The 16,178-nt window shown below is 67.8% G+C and carries 14 protein-coding genes; 9 read left to right on the forward strand and 5 right to left on the reverse strand.

Annotated features, from left to right (window positions below):
• Nucleotides 1-55: 55 nt before the first annotated feature.
• Entirely contained in the window at nucleotides 56-1,300 is a 1,245-nt protein-coding gene (locus tag V5F77_RS06965; protein WP_429004617.1) for a glycerate kinase type-2 family protein, read from the reverse strand.
• A gap of 260 nt (nucleotides 1,301-1,560) precedes the next feature.
• Between V5F77_RS06965 and V5F77_RS06970 the strand changes: the two genes are divergently transcribed.
• Nucleotides 1,561-2,505: a TAXI family TRAP transporter solute-binding subunit gene (locus tag V5F77_RS06970; RefSeq protein ID WP_429004618.1), complete on the forward strand. Its 945-nt coding sequence runs from the start codon at nucleotides 1,561-1,563 to the stop codon at nucleotides 2,503-2,505.
• A gap of 152 nt (nucleotides 2,506-2,657) precedes the next feature.
• Complete coding sequence (locus V5F77_RS06975) at nucleotides 2,658-4,778, forward strand: TRAP transporter permease (RefSeq protein WP_449317018.1); 2,121 nt, start codon at nucleotides 2,658-2,660, stop codon at nucleotides 4,776-4,778.
• 85 nt (nucleotides 4,779-4,863) lie between these two features.
• Here the strand turns inward: V5F77_RS06975 and V5F77_RS06980 are convergent, their stop codons facing one another.
• Nucleotides 4,864-6,255: an NAD-dependent succinate-semialdehyde dehydrogenase gene (locus tag V5F77_RS06980; protein ID WP_429004619.1), complete on the reverse strand. Its 1,392-nt coding sequence runs from the start codon at nucleotides 6,253-6,255 to the stop codon at nucleotides 4,864-4,866.
• A gap of 351 nt (nucleotides 6,256-6,606) precedes the next feature.
• Here V5F77_RS06980 and adhP point away from each other — a divergent pair, with 351 nt between their 5' ends.
• The 5 genes from adhP to V5F77_RS07005 all read left to right on the forward strand — a co-directional run bounded on the left by adhP (nucleotide 6,607) and on the right by V5F77_RS07005 (nucleotide 10,744).
• Nucleotides 6,607-7,632, forward strand: a complete 1,026-nt coding sequence (adhP, locus tag V5F77_RS06985) for an alcohol dehydrogenase AdhP (RefSeq protein WP_429004620.1) — start codon at nucleotides 6,607-6,609, stop codon at nucleotides 7,630-7,632.
• Between the two features lie 127 nt (nucleotides 7,633-7,759).
• A complete protein-coding gene (locus tag V5F77_RS06990) occupies nucleotides 7,760-8,134 on the forward strand; it encodes a DUF1850 domain-containing protein (protein ID WP_429004621.1) in 375 nt (124 codons plus the stop codon).
• Between the two features lie 43 nt (nucleotides 8,135-8,177).
• Entirely contained in the window at nucleotides 8,178-9,074 is an 897-nt protein-coding gene (locus V5F77_RS06995) for a class I SAM-dependent methyltransferase (protein WP_429004622.1), read from the forward strand.
• Between the two features lie 54 nt (nucleotides 9,075-9,128).
• Complete coding sequence (locus V5F77_RS07000; protein ID WP_429004623.1) at nucleotides 9,129-10,289, forward strand: iron-containing alcohol dehydrogenase; 1,161 nt, start codon at nucleotides 9,129-9,131, stop codon at nucleotides 10,287-10,289.
• Nucleotides 10,286-10,744 (forward strand): acyl-CoA thioesterase, encoded by a 459-nt coding sequence (locus tag V5F77_RS07005; RefSeq protein ID WP_429004624.1) that lies wholly within the window; start codon nucleotides 10,286-10,288, stop codon nucleotides 10,742-10,744. Before V5F77_RS07000 ends, V5F77_RS07005 begins: the two co-directional genes overlap by 4 nt.
• Nucleotides 10,745-10,976: 232 nt before the next feature.
• Here V5F77_RS07005 and V5F77_RS07010 read toward each other — a convergent pair whose 3' ends face one another.
• A complete protein-coding gene (locus tag V5F77_RS07010) occupies nucleotides 10,977-11,381 on the reverse strand; it encodes a (deoxy)nucleoside triphosphate pyrophosphohydrolase (protein WP_429004625.1) in 405 nt (134 codons plus the stop codon).
• Nucleotides 11,378-12,619: a bifunctional glutamate N-acetyltransferase/amino-acid acetyltransferase ArgJ gene (gene argJ, locus V5F77_RS07015; RefSeq protein ID WP_429004626.1), complete on the reverse strand. Its 1,242-nt coding sequence runs from the start codon at nucleotides 12,617-12,619 to the stop codon at nucleotides 11,378-11,380. The genes V5F77_RS07010 and argJ overlap by 4 nt, the downstream gene beginning before the upstream one ends.
• A 182-nt stretch (nucleotides 12,620-12,801) precedes the next feature.
• Here argJ and nudC point away from each other — a divergent pair, with 182 nt between their 5' ends.
• Nucleotides 12,802-13,737, forward strand: a complete 936-nt coding sequence (gene nudC, locus V5F77_RS07020) for an NAD(+) diphosphatase (protein ID WP_429004627.1) — start codon at nucleotides 12,802-12,804, stop codon at nucleotides 13,735-13,737.
• Between the two features lie 10 nt (nucleotides 13,738-13,747).
• Nucleotides 13,748-15,646 carry a uracil-xanthine permease family protein gene (locus V5F77_RS07025; protein WP_429004628.1) on the forward strand — a complete coding sequence of 633 codons (1,899 nt, stop codon included), beginning with the start codon at nucleotides 13,748-13,750 and terminating at the stop codon, nucleotides 15,644-15,646.
• A 98-nt stretch (nucleotides 15,647-15,744) separates the two neighbouring features.
• On the opposite strand, the gene V5F77_RS07030 is transcribed toward V5F77_RS07025, so the two are convergent.
• Entirely contained in the window at nucleotides 15,745-16,137 is a 393-nt protein-coding gene (locus V5F77_RS07030) for a group II truncated hemoglobin (protein ID WP_429004629.1), read from the reverse strand.
• Nucleotides 16,138-16,178: the final 41 nt, after the last annotated feature.

Below are 16,178 nucleotides of genomic sequence, written 5' to 3' on the forward strand. Positions count from 1 at the left end.
CTTTCCCCTGGCATGCGCACCACGCAAACCTGCTGCGCTGCAGCAATTTCAGCCCTCAGCGAATCAGGATGGCGCGGAAATCATTGACATTCGTCAGCGTCGGCCCGGTCACGACCAATCGATCGAGCGCCTGGAAGAAGCTGTAGCCGTCGTTGTTGGCGAGATAATCGGCCGCGACGATGCCCGCCGCCCTGGCCTGCTCCAGCACCTGGTCGTCGAACCAGGCGCCGGCATTGTCCTCGGTGCCGTCGACGCCGTCGGTATCGCAGGCGATCGCGCAAACACCCTTCGCCCCCTTCAGGGCCACCGCCAGGGCCAGCAGGAATTCCACATTGCGCCCGCCGCGCCCCTTGCCGCGCACGGTCACAGTGGTCTCCCCGCCCGAGAGCAGCACGCACGGCGCGCGGGCCGGCTCGCCATGGGTGGCGGCGCTCAGCGAGATGCCCGCGAACACGGTCGCCGCCTCGCGCGCCTCGCCCTCGATGGCATCGCCGAGGATGAGGGTCGCAAGGCCGAAATCCTTCGCCTTCTCCCGCGCCGCGTGCAGCGCCATCATGGGCGTGGCGATCATGAACACCTCTTGCCCCGGCAGCGGATCGCCCGAGACCGTATTGGCGCGGATCACCGCCTCCATCTGCGGGCTCACCGGCACGTCATAGGCCCGCATCAGGCCGAGCACGGCCTCGGGGTCCGACTTTTCCGGAATGGTGGGGCCGGAGCCGATGGCGCCGGGATCATCGCCCGGCACATCGGAGATGAGATAGGTGACGCAGCGGGCAGGCGCGATCGCCGCCGCGAGCCGCCCACCCTTGATGGCGGACATGGATTTGCGCACCTGGTTCATCACGCCGATGGGTGCGCCGGATTTCAGCAGCGCCTTGTTCAGCGCCTGCTTGTCGGCGAGCGTCATGCCCTGCGCCGGCAAAGTCAGCAGCGAGGAGGCCCCGCCGGACATCAGGCAGACCACGAGATCATCTGGCCCGGCCGAGCGGGCGAGATCCAGGATGCGCCGGGCCGCGTTCAGCCCCGCCTCGTCCGGCACCGGATGGGAGGCTTCCACGATCTCGATCTGACGGGTCTCGCAGCCATGGCCGTAGCGCGTGACGATCAGCCCCTCGCAGGGCCGCTGCCAGGCATCCTCGAACGCGCGCGCCATGCGGGCGGAGGCCTTGCCGGCACCGATGACGAGCGTGCGCCCCTTCGGCGGTTCCGGCAGCCGCCCGTCGAACTTGCCCTCCGGCACGGCGGCGGCAAGCGCGGTTTCGAACAAAGCGCGCAGGATTTCTTGGTCGGACGGCATGGGCGCTCCCTTAGGCCCTCCGCACGGGAAGGCGGCATCCCGCGCCCTTAGGGCTTATGGGATTCATTATTCCAATTGGTCACTAGCGGTCCCAAACGCCGCGATCAATGGCCTATTGCCGCCAAATCGCACCCCGCACGGCCGTCTTTGCGCCGACAGGCCTTTTAGACTTTCGTCGGAGCCATGAGAAAGCATGTGGCGTTTAGCGTCGGAGGCGGTAGCCTTCTAAAAAAATACCAAGAAGTATAGGAGGAGCGTTCATGAAACGGCTGAAAATTGCCGCCCTGTCGGTCGCGCTGGCGTGCGCGCCACTGGCCGCGCACGCGGCGGAATTCGTCAATATTCTCACCGGCGGCACCTCGGGCGTCTATTATCCCATGGGCGTCGCGATCGCGAACATCCTGTCATCCAAGGTCGCGGACGTGCGGCCCTCGGTGCAGGCCACCAAGGCTTCGGTGGAAAACCTCATCCTGATCCAGCAGGGCAAGGGCGAGATCGCCTTTACCCTCGCCGACAGCCTCGCCGACGGCTGGGCGGGCAAGGAGGAGGCCGGCTTCAAGGCGCCGCTCAAGAAGGTGCGGGCGCTCGCCGCCATCTATCCCAACTACATCCAAATCGTCTCCGCCAAGGACAGCGGCATCAAGACCCTGGCCGACCTCAAGGGCAAGCGCCTCTCGGTGGGCGCCCCCAAATCCGGCACCGAGCTGAACGCCCGCGCCATCCTGAACGCCGCCGGGATCAAATATGAGGACCTCGGCAAGGTGGAATACCTGCCCTTCGCCGAATCGGTGGAGCTGATGAAGAATCGCCAGCTCGACGCCACCTTGCAATCGGCCGGCCTCGGCGTCGCCTCCATCAAGGACCTCGCCACCGCGGTCGAGATCAATGTGGTGGAGATCCCGGCCAGCGTCGTGGACAAGGTCGGCACGCCCTATCTCAAGGCGGTGATCCCAGCCGGCACCTATACGGGGCAGGACAAGGACGTCGCCACCGCCGCGGTGCCGAACTTCCTGGTGGTGCGCGAGGACATGAAGGACGCCGAAGTCTACGCCATGACCAAGGCGATCTTCGAGAATCTGCCGGACCTGCAGGCCGCCCACGCGGCCGCAAAAGCCATCACGCTCGCGGGCGCTATGAAGGGGTCCCCGGTGCCGTTCCACCCCGGCGCGGAGAAGTATTTCAAGGAAAAGGGCGTCTCTCCCTGACTTTTGGGAAGCTGACATGGACGGGCGCGCCGCAGCGGCGCGCCCGTTTCCCATTGCCGCCGCGTGCCGCACGGGAAAGGACCCCTCCGGTGGTCCGGCCGGCCGATCGGGAGCCGGCGATTCTGGAGCCCGCGATTCTGGAGCGAGTGAAGATGAGCGCGCCGAGCCTATCCGCCGATGCTGACGTGACGCCACCGCAGACCTTCGCCCCCATCGACGACATGGAGCACGGCCTTCCCCCAGGGTTCGGCGAAGGGCTGAAGGGTCATGTCCTGTTCTGGATCGCCATCGTCTTTTCCGCCTACCAATTGTTCGTCTCCACCTACGCTATCCTGCCGAGCCAGGTGATCCGCTCGCTGCATGTCGGCTTCCTGTGCCTGATCGCGGCGGCGCTGATCGCCAACCATCGCAGCACCTCCAGACTCGGCCTCGCGCTCGGCTGGGGCATCGGCCTCGTCGGTTTCGCCACCGGGCTTTATCAATGGATCTTCTACAACGACCTGATCCTGCGGGCCGGCGAAATCTCCAACGCAGACTTCGTGATGGGCATCGCGCTGATCGCCGTGGTGTTCGTGGTCTCCTGGCAGATGATGGGGCCGGCGCTGCCGCTGATCTGCGGCGGCTTTCTCGCCTATGGCCTGTTCGGCCAGCATCTGCCCGCCCCGTTCGATCATCGCGGCTATTCGCTGGACCAGATCGTCGAGCAGATGTCGTTCGGCACCGAGGGCATCTATGGCGTGCCGATTGCGGTGTCGGCCACCTACATCTTCCTGTTCGTCCTGTTCGGCACGTTCCTGGAACGGGCCGGCATGATCCAATTGTTCAACGATCTCGCCCTCGGCCTGTTTGGCCGTGCGCGCGGCGGGCCGGCAAAGGTGGCGGTGTTCTCCTCGGCGCTCATGGGCACGATTTCCGGCTCGGGCGTCGCCAACGTGGTGACGGTGGGCCAGTTCACCATCCCGCTGATGAAGCGCTTCGGCTACAGTTCCTCGTTCGCCGGCGGGGTCGAGGCCACCGCCTCCATGGGCGGGCAGATCATGCCCCCCGTCATGGGCGCCGTGGCCTTCATCATGGCCGAAACCATCGGCGTGCCCTATGCCACCATCGTCAAGGCCGCGATCATTCCGGCCGTTCTCTATTTCGCCTCGGCCTTCTGGATGGTGCATCTGGAAGCCGGCAAGCGCGGCCTGATGGGCATTCCCAAGGACAAGATCCCGCTCATGCTGCCCGCCCTGCGCAAAGGCTGGTACCTCCTGCTGCCGCTGATCGTCCTGGTCTATCTGCTGTTCGCCGGATACACACCCTTGTTCGCGGGCGCCGTGGGCCTTGCCCTCACCGTGGTGCTGATCCTCGGCCAGAGCGTCGCCAGCGAGACCTCCAAGCCGATGATCCGGCTCGCCTTCTGGATCGCGCTCGGGCTGGTGTGCGCGGCCTTCTTCGAATTCGGCGTGGTGGTCATCGTCGCCCTGGTGGTGGCGCTCGTGCTGGGCAATCTGGTGACGCGCGGCGGCCGGGCAACGCTCGTCCTATGCCGCGACGGGCTGGCGGAAGGCGCGCGTCAGGCGCTGCCCGTGGGCATGGCCTGCGCCATCGTCGGCACGGTGATCGGCGTGCTCACCCTCACCGGCTCGGCCACCATCTTCGGCGGCTGGGTGGTCTCCATCGGCAAGGAGACGCTGTGGCTCTCGCTGCTGCTGACCATCGTCACCAGCATCATCCTGGGCACCGGCATTCCCACCATTCCCACCTACATCATCACCGCCTCGCTGGCGGCGCCGGCCCTGCTCACGCTCGGTGTGCCGCTGATCGTCAGCCACATGTTCGTGTTCTATTACGGCATCATCGCCGACCTCACCCCGCCGGTGGCGCTCGCCGCCCTGGCCGCAGCCCCCATCGCCAAGGCCTCGCCCGACGCCATCGGCTGGCAGGCCTGCCGGATCGCGCTCGCCGGCTTCCTCATCCCGGTCATGGCGGTGTACGAGCCCACCTTGATGCTCCAGCAGGGCGGGGAGATCGCCGCCCATTACGGCTATTGGGTCGAGGTGGCCTATGTGTTCTTCAAGGCCTGCATCGTCATCGGCCTGCTGGGCGCGGTGGCCATCGGCTGGCTGTTCGGGCGGCTGAACATCCTCGAACGGGTGGTGGCGGGCATCGCGGCGCTGCTGTTCGTTGCCTCCGTGCCCCTGTCGGACGTTGCGGCGTTCGCGCTGTTCGGGGCGTTCCTGGGCTGGCACCTCATCCAGGTGCACAGGACACCCGCGCGGACATCCTGAAGGCCAAACCCCGCGCGGGCTCAAACCAAAGGCCCATGAGGCAAACTCATGGGCCTTCCTCAGGGGCCTTCAGCTCATCTCCGGCTTAGAATGGCGCGTCGATGTCCACCACGTCGATGAGCTTGTGATTGACGAACTCCTTGATGCCGAGGCCGAGCAGCTCACGCCCGTAGCCAGAGCGCCGCACGCCGCCGAACGGCAGGTCCGCCTTCACCATGGTGGGATGGTTGACGAACACCATGCCGGTGGAGATGCGCTTGGCCACCTCCGCCCCGCGCTTGGTGTCGGCGGTGAAGACCGAGCCGCCGAGGCCGAAGGGCGAGTCGTTGGCGATGCGCACTGCATCATCCTCGTCCTTGGCGCGGAACAACATGGAGACCGGGCCAAAAAACTCCCAGTAACGGGCCGGGTTGCTCTCGCCCACGTCGGTGAGAATGGTCGGCTGCACGAAGGCGCCCTGATTGGGCACCGAGGGGCCGACTTCCATGGCGGTCGCGCCCAGGGCCACCGCCTCTTGAATCTTCTGCCTGACCTCCTCTGCCGCGCCCTGGGAGGAGAGCGGCGCGAGCGTCGTCGCCGGATCGAGCGGATCGCCCGCGCATAGGTCGGCCACGCCCACCTTGTACTTCTCCAGGAAGGCGTCATAGAGCGCATCGACGATGATCATGCGCTTGGACGACACGCAAACCTGCCCGCCGTTCCAATGCCGGCCGAACACCGCCCATTTCACGGTCTTCTCCAGGTCGGCGTCGGCCAGCACCACGAACGCGTCGGCGCCGCCAAGCTCCATGGTGGACTTCTTGAGCGCCTGACCCGCCTGCGCGGCGACGGTCGCGCCCGCCGCTTCTGATCCGGTCAGCGCCACGCCATGGACGCGCGGATCATTGAGGATCATCTCGATCTGCGTGCGGGTGGCGTAGAGATTTTTGAACGCGCCCGCCGGCAGCCCGGCCTCGGCCATCAGCTTCTCGAAGGCTGCGGCGCTCTGCGGCACGTTGGAGGCGTGCTTCAGAAGCATGGTATTTCCCGCCGAGAGCTGCGGGGCGATGATCCGGGCGACCTGATAATAAGGGAAATTCCAGGGCTCGATGGCGAGCAGCACGCCAAGCGGCTCGCACACCAGAACCGCCTCGCCCTCGGCCGGATCGGCGACGGGGAGTTTCTCCGGCGCCAGCAGGCTCTCGGCCTTCTGGGCATAATATTCGAAGATGCGGGCGGACAATTCCACTTCCGCCTTCGCTTCCGAGAGCAGCTTGCCCATTTCCAGCGTCAGGATGCGGGCAAAGGCCTCCTCATCCTTGCGCAGAAGATCCGCCGCCTTCTGCATCACCTTAGCGCGCTGGGCGAACGAGGTCTCGCGCCAGCCAAGGAAGGCCGCGTGGGCCTTTTCGATGGCCGCCTTCACGTCGGCGTCGGACGCGTCGGGGAAGGTCTTCACCACTTCGCCGGTATAGGGATTGGTTGTTGCGTAGGCCATGACCATGTCCGTTCGTTGAGAGGACCGCGCCGATCGACGCGCGCTCTGGCCGGGCCGCCGACATCCGCCGTCGGCACCAGCCCCTGTTTCGCACCGCCACACGGGCGGGCATCCTCCGCCCCACCTTCCCCAGCGGCATCAAAATCGCCGTTTTCTGAGGATATTGACACTCTCTCCACCCTCCCTTGAGGTGGCGTTGATCGGCGTCAAGTTCACACTTGCGCCGCTCACAATGCCGTGTGGCACGGCATCCCGCTGGGGCAAGGAGACACCACCTTCCATAGGCTTGACGCGGATCAAGGTGAGTTCGGGCTCATTGCGCTGTCCTCCGCACCACCAAGGAGACCGGCAATGACGAACATGATGAAGGCCGCCGTCGTCCACCAGTTGGGCCAACCCCTCGTGATCGAGCAGGTGCCCGTCCCCGAGCCCGGTCCCGATCAGATTCTCGTGCGCATCGCCGCCACCGGCGTCTGCCACACGGATCTTCATGCCGTGAAGGGCGACTGGCCGGTGAAGCCCAACCCTCCGTTCATTCCCGGCCATGAGGGCGTCGGTACCGTGGTCGGCGTCGGGCGCTCGGTGAAGCGCATCAAGGAAGGCGACCGCGTCGGCGTGCCGTGGCTGCATACCGCCTGCGGCTACTGCCCGCACTGCCGCACCGGCTGGGAGACGCTGTGCGCCGACCAGAAGAACACCGGCTATTCGGTGAACGGCAGCTTCGCCGAATATGCCCTGGCCGATCCCAATTATGTCGGTCGCCTGCCCGACACGCTGGACTGGGGTCCGGCCGCCCCGGTGCTGTGCGCCGGCGTGACCGTCTACAAGGGCCTGAAGGAAACCGAGGTGAAGCCCGGCGAATGGGTCGCCATCTCCGGCATCGGCGGCCTCGGCCACATGGCTGTGCAATATGCCAAGGCCATGGGCATGCATGTCGCCGCCATCGACGTTCACCCGGACAAGCTCGCCCTGGCGCAGAAGCTCGGTGCCGAGATCGTCGTCAACGCCCGCGAGGAAGACCCCGGCGCGGCGCTGCAGAAGCAGCTCGGCGGCGTGCACGGCGTCCTGGTCACCGCGGTGTCGCCCAAGGCGTTCGAGCAGGCCTTCAACGTGCTGCGCTCGCACGGCACCATGGCGCTGTGCGGCCTGCCGCCCGGCATGTTCGCCATGCCGATCTTCGACACCGTGCTGAAGCGCATCACCGTGCGCGGCTCCATCGTGGGCACGCGCCAGGATCTGGAAGAGGCGCTGGAATTCGCCGGCAACGGCCAGGTGGCCGCCCATTTCTCGTGGGACAAGCTGGAGAATATCAACGCCATCTTCCAGCGCATGGAGGAAGGCGGCATCGACGGCCGCATCGTCCTCGACATGAACTGAGCGGGCCGCGCTCCGTCCCGACCGCCGGGCCGGGGCGCCCCTGTCATCCAGCCGCCGCATGCGGTCCGGCCCCGCCGGGCACGCAAAGCGCTTTCCGTCCCGCCGGTTCCGGTCTTAGGCTGGCGCCATGGCTGCGCCCCTTCTCATCTGCCTGTCCGGTGCCGGCACCACGGTGAAGCTTGCCCTTGCCCTCACCCTCGCCTGGACCCATTCGGTGCAGAAGACCGCATGGGAGGAAGATTGGCAGGCAACGCCCGCCGGCCTCGTGCTCACCGAAATGCGGGTGGAGGGCTCCGGCGCGGGCATGGAGCCGCCCGAGGGGGCGGTGCTGAAGGACGGGCGCTATGTCGCCCATCCCATGCTGCCGGCGCAGAAGCAGATCGTGCTGCGCCGCTCGGGCGCGACGGCGGATTATCGCATCTGTATCGCGGGCACCTGCCGGCCCATGGGCGCCCTGCTGCCGGAGACGGCAGACCCGGTGACCCTCTCGACGTGCCAATGAGACGCCCTGTGCAAGGCCGCAGACGCGGGTTTATATGGCGGCCATGAGCAGCCCCTTTGTGTTCGATCGGCCCTTGCTGCGCCGCCGTCTTGCCCGTGCCGCCGCCCTCGGCCCGGCCGATTTCCTGCTGGACCGCGTCGCTGAGGATATCGGCGACCGGCTGCTGGCGGTGAAGCGCGCCTTTCCCCGCGCGCTCGATCTCGGCACTGCCACCGATGCCGTCGCGCAGGTGCTGGCGCGCCATCCCGGCATCGACTCCGTATTCCGCGCCGCGCCGCTCGCCGCCGGCCCCGGCTTTCCGGCCGTGGTGGCGGACGAGGAGGCGCTGCCCTTCGCCGACGGCACGCTGGACCTCATCGTCAGCGCGCTTTCGCTCCAGCATGTGAACGATCTGCCCGGCACGCTGACCCAGATCCGCCGAGCCCTCAAGGCGGATGGGCTGTTCATCGGCGCCCTGATCGGCGGGTCGAGCCTTGTCGAATTGCGCGAGGCCTTCGCCATCGCCGAGAGCGAGACCACGGGCGGCCTTTCGCCCCGCGTCGCCCCGTTCGCCGATGTGCGCGACATGGGCGCGCTACTGCAGCGGGCGGGCTTCGCCCTGCCGGTCGCCGATGTGGATCGCGTGGTGGTGCGCTATGCCTCGCCCTTCACCCTGTTCGCCGATCTGCGCCGCATGGGCGCCGGCAATGCGCTCGCCGAGCGGCGGCGCGTGCCGCTGCGGCGCGCGACCTTGCTGCGGGCGGCGGAACTCTATGCGGAACGCTTCGCCGATGCCGATGGCAAAGTGCGCGCCACGTTCGAGATCGTCTGGCTCTCCGGCTGGGCGCCGCACGAGAGCCAGCAGAAGCCGCTGCGCCCCGGCTCCGCGCGCATGCGCCTTGCCGATGCGCTCGGCACCACGGAAATGAAGCCGGCGGGGGAACCGCCCGCCAAACCATAGCGGCCCGGCCGCGCCGCGTGTCGCGTCGGGCAAAAATCAAAAAGGGGGGGAGCCATGTCCGGGTTCGTGTTCAACACCACGCCGAGCATCATATGCGCCAGCGGCGCGGCGCTGCGGGTGGGCGATCTGTTCGCGGCGCGGGGCGTCTCCCGCATCCTGATCGTCACCGATCCCGGCATCGTCAAGGCCGGGCTCCTCGCGCCGACGCTGGAAGCGCTGCGCACGGCGCAGATCGCCCACCGGGTGTTCGACCAGGTGGTGGCCGATCCGCCGGAGGACGTGGTGTTCGCCGCCACTTCGGAGGCGGTGGCCATGGGCGCGCAAGGCGTGCTCGGGCTCGGCGGCGGCTCCTCGCTGGATGTGGCCAAGCTGGTGGCGCTGCTGGCGCTCGGCCAGGAGGCGCTGACCGAGATCTACGGCATCGGCATCGCCAAGGGGCCGCGCCTGCCGCTGATCCTGGTGCCCACCACCGCCGGGACAGGATCGGAGGTCACGCCCATCTCCATCGTCACCACCGGCGAGACGGTGAAGAAGGGCGTGGTCTCGCCCTGCCTCATCCCCGACATCGCGCTGCTCGACGCCGATCTCACCCTCGGCCTGCCGGCCCATGTGACGGCGGCGACCGGGGTGGACGCCATGGTCCACGCCATCGAGGCCTATGCCTCGGCGAGCCCTAACAACAATCCCATCTCGCGCGGCCTCGCCAAGGAAGCGCTGCGGCTGCTGGGGGCGAACATCCGCACGGCGGTCCACCATGGCACCGACCGGCCGGCGCGCGAGGCCATGCTGCTCGGCTCGCTGCTGGCGGGACAGGCATTCGCCAATTCCCCGGTGGCGGCGGTGCATGCGCTCGCCTATCCCCTGGGCGGGCATTATCATCTGCCCCACGGGCTCACCAATGCCGTGGTGCTGCCGCACGTGCTGCGCTTCAATTTGCCGGCCGCCGCGACTGCCTATGCGGAGATTGCGCCCTATGCCTTCCCGGACATCGGCGAAGGCAGCGACGCTGAGGTGGCGGAACGGTTCGTCGAGCGGCTCGCCGCCCTGTCGCTGGATCTCGGCCTGCCGAGCGGCCTGCGCGCGGTGAACGTGCCGGAGCATCATCTGCCGATGCTGGCTGCCGACGCCATGAAGCAGACCCGCCTTCTGGTGAACAACCCCCGCCCGGTGCATGAGGCGGATGCGTTGGCCATCTACCAGGCGGCCTGGGCATGAGCGGGACCACCGAGCCGCCCAAAGCCACGGGGCGCGAGCAGCCGGCGCTTTTCTCCGCCTTTCCCCATCACCTCACCATCACCACCCGCTGGGCGGATCTCGACGTCTACGGCCATGTGAACAACGTGGTGTTCTATTCTTATTTTGACACCGTGGTGAACGACTATCTGATCGCCAAGGGCGTGCTGGATTTCGAGAAAAGCCCGGTGATCGGCCTGGTGGTGGAAACCCGCTGCGCCTATTTCGCCAGCCTCACCTATCCGGCGGTGGTGCAGGCCGGCTTGCGGGTGGCGAAGCTTGGAACCAGTTCGGTGCGCTATGAGATCGCGCTGTTCCAGGGCAGCGATCAGGCGGCGGCGCAGGGGCATTTCGTCCACGTTTATGTGGACCGCATCACCCGCCGCCCGGTTCCGCTGCCGGACGCGCTGAAGGCGGCATTGCTGCTGCTCGCCTGAGCGGTCGCGGCGATAAACGCCGCCGCATCCCAGCCAAGTGCAGCGCCAGCGGCGCGAAACGCGAGCCAGGACCCAGCGCAAAAACGCCGCCGCAGGCGCTTCAACCCATAAAAGCGCGCGACGCTTTTTGTCTGCTGCGCAGAAATCTTGCGCTGGGTCCCGGCTCGGCGCTCCGGCTCCGCCGTCGCTGGGCCGGGATACAAAGATGCGGATGCGGCTATGCCGCCGGCCCCTAAGGCCCCAGCAGCTCGATCAGCGCGGGGATGAGCGGCGCATCGGCGGGGGGCATGGGGAGGTCGCGCAGTTTCGCGGGACGTAGCCATTTGAGGCCGGAATGCTCACGCGCCACGATCTGCCCTTCCCAGCGGCGGCAGATCCACAGCGGCATCAGCAGATGGAAGCTCTCATAGCCATGGCTGGCGAAGGTGAGCGGGGCAAGGCACGCCTCCTTCACCACGATGCCCAATTCCTCGTCCAGCTCGCGGATGAGCGTGTCCTCCGGCCGCTCGCCCGCCTCCACCTTGCCGCCGGGAAATTCCCAGAGGCCAGCCAATTGCTTGCCCTCCGGGCGCTGGGCCACCAGCACCCGGTTGTCTACATCGACCAGCGCGCAGGCAGCGACAAGGACGATCTTCACGAGCGATAATCGCCGTTGATGGCGACATATTCCTTGGTGAGGTCGCAGGTAAGCACGCGGAAGGCGCCGTCGCCGAGGCCGAGGTCCACCCGCAGGTCGATCACGTCGCCCTTCATATATTGGGATGCGACCGCCTCGTCGTAGTCGGGATCGCGCGCGCCATAGGCGGCGACGCGGATGTCGCCGAACGAGATGGTGAGCAGGTCGCGGTCGGCCGGTTCGCCGGCCTTGCCCACGGCCATGACGACGCGGCCCCAATTGGCGTCCTCGCCCGCCGCCGCGGTCTTCACCAGGGGCGAATTGGCGATCGACATGGCGATGCGCTTCGCCGACTTCTTGGAAACCGCGCCGGTCACGTGCACCCGCAGAAGCTTGCGGGCGCCTTCGCCGTCGCGGGCCACCTGCTCGGCAAGGTCCGCCATCACGCCTTTCAGCGCGGCGCGGAAGGCGGCGACGCGCGAATCATCCCAGCGCTTGATGGTGCCCACGCCCTGCACCTTGGCGGCGCCGGTGGCGAACAGCAGCAGCGTGTCGGAGGTGGAGGTGTCGCCGTCCACCGTCACGGCGTTGAAGGTCGTGCCCACCGCCTTCGAGAGCATCTTCTGCAGCACCTCGGCGGCAATCGGCGCGTCGGTGACGATGAAGGAAAGCATGGTCGCCATGTCGGGGGCGATCATGCCGGCGCCCTTGGCCATGCCGGCAATGGTCACATCCACTTCGCCGAGCTTCACCGTGGTGGTGGAGAGCTTGGGGAAGGTGTCGGTGGTCATGATGGCCCGGGCGGCCTCGGTCCAATTCTCGCTGCCAAGGCGGGTGGCGGCCTCGGCAAGCGGCGCCTCGAACTTGTCGGCGTCCATCGGCTCACCGATCACGCCGGTGGAGGCGAGGAACACTTCCGACGGCTTGCAGCCCAGCGCCGCGGCGGCATATTCGGCGGTGGCGGCGGTGGTGTCGCGGCCGGCTTCCCCGGTGAAGGCATTGGCATTGCCGGAATTGACCACCAGCGCCCGAGCCCTGCCGCCGCGCAACGCCGCGCGGCACCATTCGACGGGGGCCGAGGGGCACAGCGAGCGCGTGGTCACACCGGCCACCGTGGTGCCGGGCGCAAACGCCATCAGCAGCACGTCGGTGCGGCCCTGGTACTTGATGCCGGCGGACGCGGTCGCGAACCGGACGCCCCCCACGGGCGGAACATAGGGAATCATCCGGGGGGCGAGAGGGGAAAGGGGAGCGGACATCGGCAGGGCCTTCCGTGAATGGCGCGCGAGATGTGCCGCAGGCAGCGCCCGCAGGCAAGCGCTTCGCGCGAGGGGCGGCATTGCGGCAGGCACGGCGCACCCATGGGAGGGGCACCGGCCTTGCCTCGCAGGGGCGCCCATGCCACGGTCGGCGCCATCCTTTCCTGCTTCCCTCAGGGGCCATGTCACTGCTTTCCCTTCCGGATCTTGGTCCCTGGCCTGCGCTCGGCTACCAGGGCAGCCCGCTCGATCGCGCCGCCCACCTGCGCGGCGAGAGCGCGGCCCTCGCGAAACGGGACGATGCCCGCTTCTATCTCCTCGGCGGCGAGGGGGTGGCCCTCCACCCAGGCGAACCGCTGCGCGACCCGCTGTTCACGGCGGAAGAGACGGCGGCGCTTGACGGCGGCAAGCTGATCTTCCTCGGCCTCGCCGACGGCACGCCGCGCTTCGCCGCGCGATTCGACCCCGCCGGGAAAGAGCGGATGGAGCTGCTCGGCCTGCAGGTGCCGGATCTGCGCTCCACCGCCGTGCAGGGGCTCGTCTCGAATGATCATCTCGCGGCTCTGGCCTGCGGCAAGGCGATGCTCGCCTGGCACGGGCGGCACCGCTTCTGCGCCAATTGCGGCACCCGCACCCGCTCCATCGAGGGTGGGTGGCGCCGCGATTGCCCGAGCTGCGGCGCCCAGCATTTCCCCCGCACCGATCCGGTCGTGATCATGCTGACCTATGACGGCGACCAGTGCCTGATGGGACGCGCGCCCCATTTCGCACCGGAAATGTGGTCCTGCCTCGCAGGCTTCGTCGAGCCGGGCGAGACCATTGAGGAGGCGGTGCGGCGCGAGACCCTGGAGGAAACCGGCGTCACCACCGGCGCGGTGCGCTATCGCTCCTGCCAGCCCTGGCCCTATCCCATGTCGCTGATGTTCGGCTGCATGGCGCAGGCGACCTCGCGGACCATCACCATGGACGCGCACGAGCTCGCCGGGGCACGCTGGTTTTCCCGAGAGGAAACCGCGAAGATGCTGGTGCGCGCGCATCCTGAAGGGCTGTTCGTTCCACCCGCCAACGCCATCGCCCATCACCTCATCCGTGCCTTCGTCGAGGGCGAAACCGTCTGAAAGAGCATCCGTGCCGGACACTCAGCCCCGCTCCGGACCAGAGACCCCCGACAGCCGGCCAGCCGGTCCGCCCCCGGCGCGCGGGCCGGCGGCAGCGCATGGACGGGGCGGCCGGCACGCCGGCCTGCGCTGGCGCAGTTCGCTGCGCACCGCGCTGCGCCCGATCCGCAAGCTGATCGCCCCCGAACGCGGCACCGCGCCCCGCCCGGTGCGGCGGCCCTCCACCTTGGTCTACGGGCTGGAGGACAAGGTTCCGCTCTCCGCGCTGATTCCCCTGTCCACCCAGCACGCCATGCTGGCGCTGACCTTCCTGATCTATCCCATCGTCGCCGCCACCGAGGCGCGGCTGCCCGAGGACCAGATCGAAGCCATGCTGAGCGCCTGCGCCATGTGCATCGGCCTCTCCACCATCATCCAATGCGCCCGCACCCGGTTCGGCAGCGGCTATCTCGGCGTTCATATTCCCGCCGCCGGGGCGATCCCGCTGGCGGTGCAGGCGCTGACCATCGGCGGCCTGGGGCTGATGGCGGCGACCACCATATTGGTCGGCGTATGCCAATTGTTCATGGCGCGCCTGGTGCGGCCGCTGCGCGTGCTGCTGCCGCCCGAGGTGTGCGGCGTCGCGGTCACCATGCTCGGGGTCTCGCTGGCGAGCCCGGCGCTGCGCCGGGCCCTCGGCCTGGAAGGCGGCGGGACGCAGGTGGAACTGGGGCCGCTCGCCGTCTCCATGGTGACGCTTGCGCTGATCGTGTGCGTGACCGTGTTTGCCCCGCGCCGGTTCAAATTGTTCGCCGTGCTGGTGGGCGCCTCCACCGGCTGGGCCCTGGCGAGCTTCAGCGGGGTCGACCCCACCGACATGGGGGCCGCCCTGGCCAAGGCCGATTTCATCGCCCTGCCCGATCTGCAGCTTCCCTCCCTGGCGCTGGAGCCGCGCCTGTTCCCGCTGGTGGCCCTGCTGGTGATGATGGGGCTGGTGGACGTGCTCGGCGTCACCGTCTCGCTGGAGAAGATGAACGATGCCGAATGGCGCCGCGCCGACATGCGCGCCGCCGGCCGCGCGGTGACCGCCTGCGGCATCGGCAATATCTTGAACGGCCTGACCTCGGGCTTCCAGTCCGGCCTGTCCTCCTCGGCGGTGGGCCTCGCCTTCGCCACCGGGGCGACGGCGCGCACCATCGGCATCCTCGCCGGCGCCGTGATCTTCGCCACCGCCTTCTTCCCCAAGGCGATCATGGCGCTGACGCTGATTCCCTCGCCGGTGATCGGCGGCATCCTGCTCTACACCTCCGCCTATCTGCTGGTGGCGGGCATGGATCTCATCCTCTCCCGCCGGCTCAGCGAACGGCGGGTGTTCCTGGTGGGGCTCTCCGTGCTGGCGGGCCTCTCGGTGGCGCTGCTGCCGCTGAAGGGACAATTGCCGTTCTGGATCCAGCCGCTGTTCTCGACCCCGCTGACCGTGGCAGCGTGCAGCGCCATCGCGCTCAACCTGCTGTTCCGCATCGGTATTTCAAAGGAAAGTTCGTTCGTGGTGCCGCCCGACGCCAATGCCTTCCTTGCCGCGCAGGAGTTCCTGGAGCGCCAGGGCGATCTGTGGGGCGCGCGCCGCGACGTCATCGCCGCCGCGATCCCGGTGGCGGCGCAGGCGCTGGAGGTGATCACCGACACCGGCATCGCCGAAGGCCCGGTGGAACTGCGCGCCCGCTTCGACGAGACCCATCTCGACGTGTTCGTGCTCTATGACGGCGAGGTGCTGGAAGTGCCGAAGGAGCGCCCCTCCCCCGAGGCGCTGCTGGGCGACGCGAAGGAGGTGGCGGGATTTGCCGCCTATTTGCTCGTGAAGCTCGGCGACCGCGTCACCTTCGGCCGCGCCGCCGGCCGCGCCCGCATCACCTTACGCTTCGACCATTAGGGCGTTCACGGTCCTTGACCGGTGCCGAGAGGGCCACGCTCAAGCGCCGCGCGCGCTTGACCAAAGGTCCATGCGCAAAAACTCATGGGCCTTTGGTATCAGGCCCGATTTTGCATATGCATGGCCAAGGCCTCGACACGCGGCAAAAGTTCGGCGGCGGCGGTGTGGTCGGTCACGGTTTCGGCCAGCGCCTGGCGAAAGCACAACAGCCAGCCGTCGCGCTCGACAGGGCCGATGGCGGCGGGGAAATGGCGCATGCGCAGGCGCGGATGGCCGTTGCGCGCGACATAATCCGATGGGCCGCCGAGCCAATAGGTGAGATATTCCTCAAGCTTGCGCGCGCTGCCCTCCAGGCTCGGCGGATGGATGGCGCGGCAAGCGGCAGCTTCCGGCAGAGTATCCATCAACTGGTAGAAACGGCCCACCAGCGCATGCACGACGGCCTCGCCCCCGACCCGTTCATAAGGGCTGTGCACTTCGACGTCCGACATGCGTCCTACTCATTTTGATTGAACGGCCATCCTAACGCGGC

It is taken from the genome of Roseixanthobacter psychrophilus (genome assembly GCF_043195195.1).
In the GTDB taxonomy this organism is placed as follows: Bacteria; Pseudomonadota; Alphaproteobacteria; order Rhizobiales; family Xanthobacteraceae; genus NCEH01.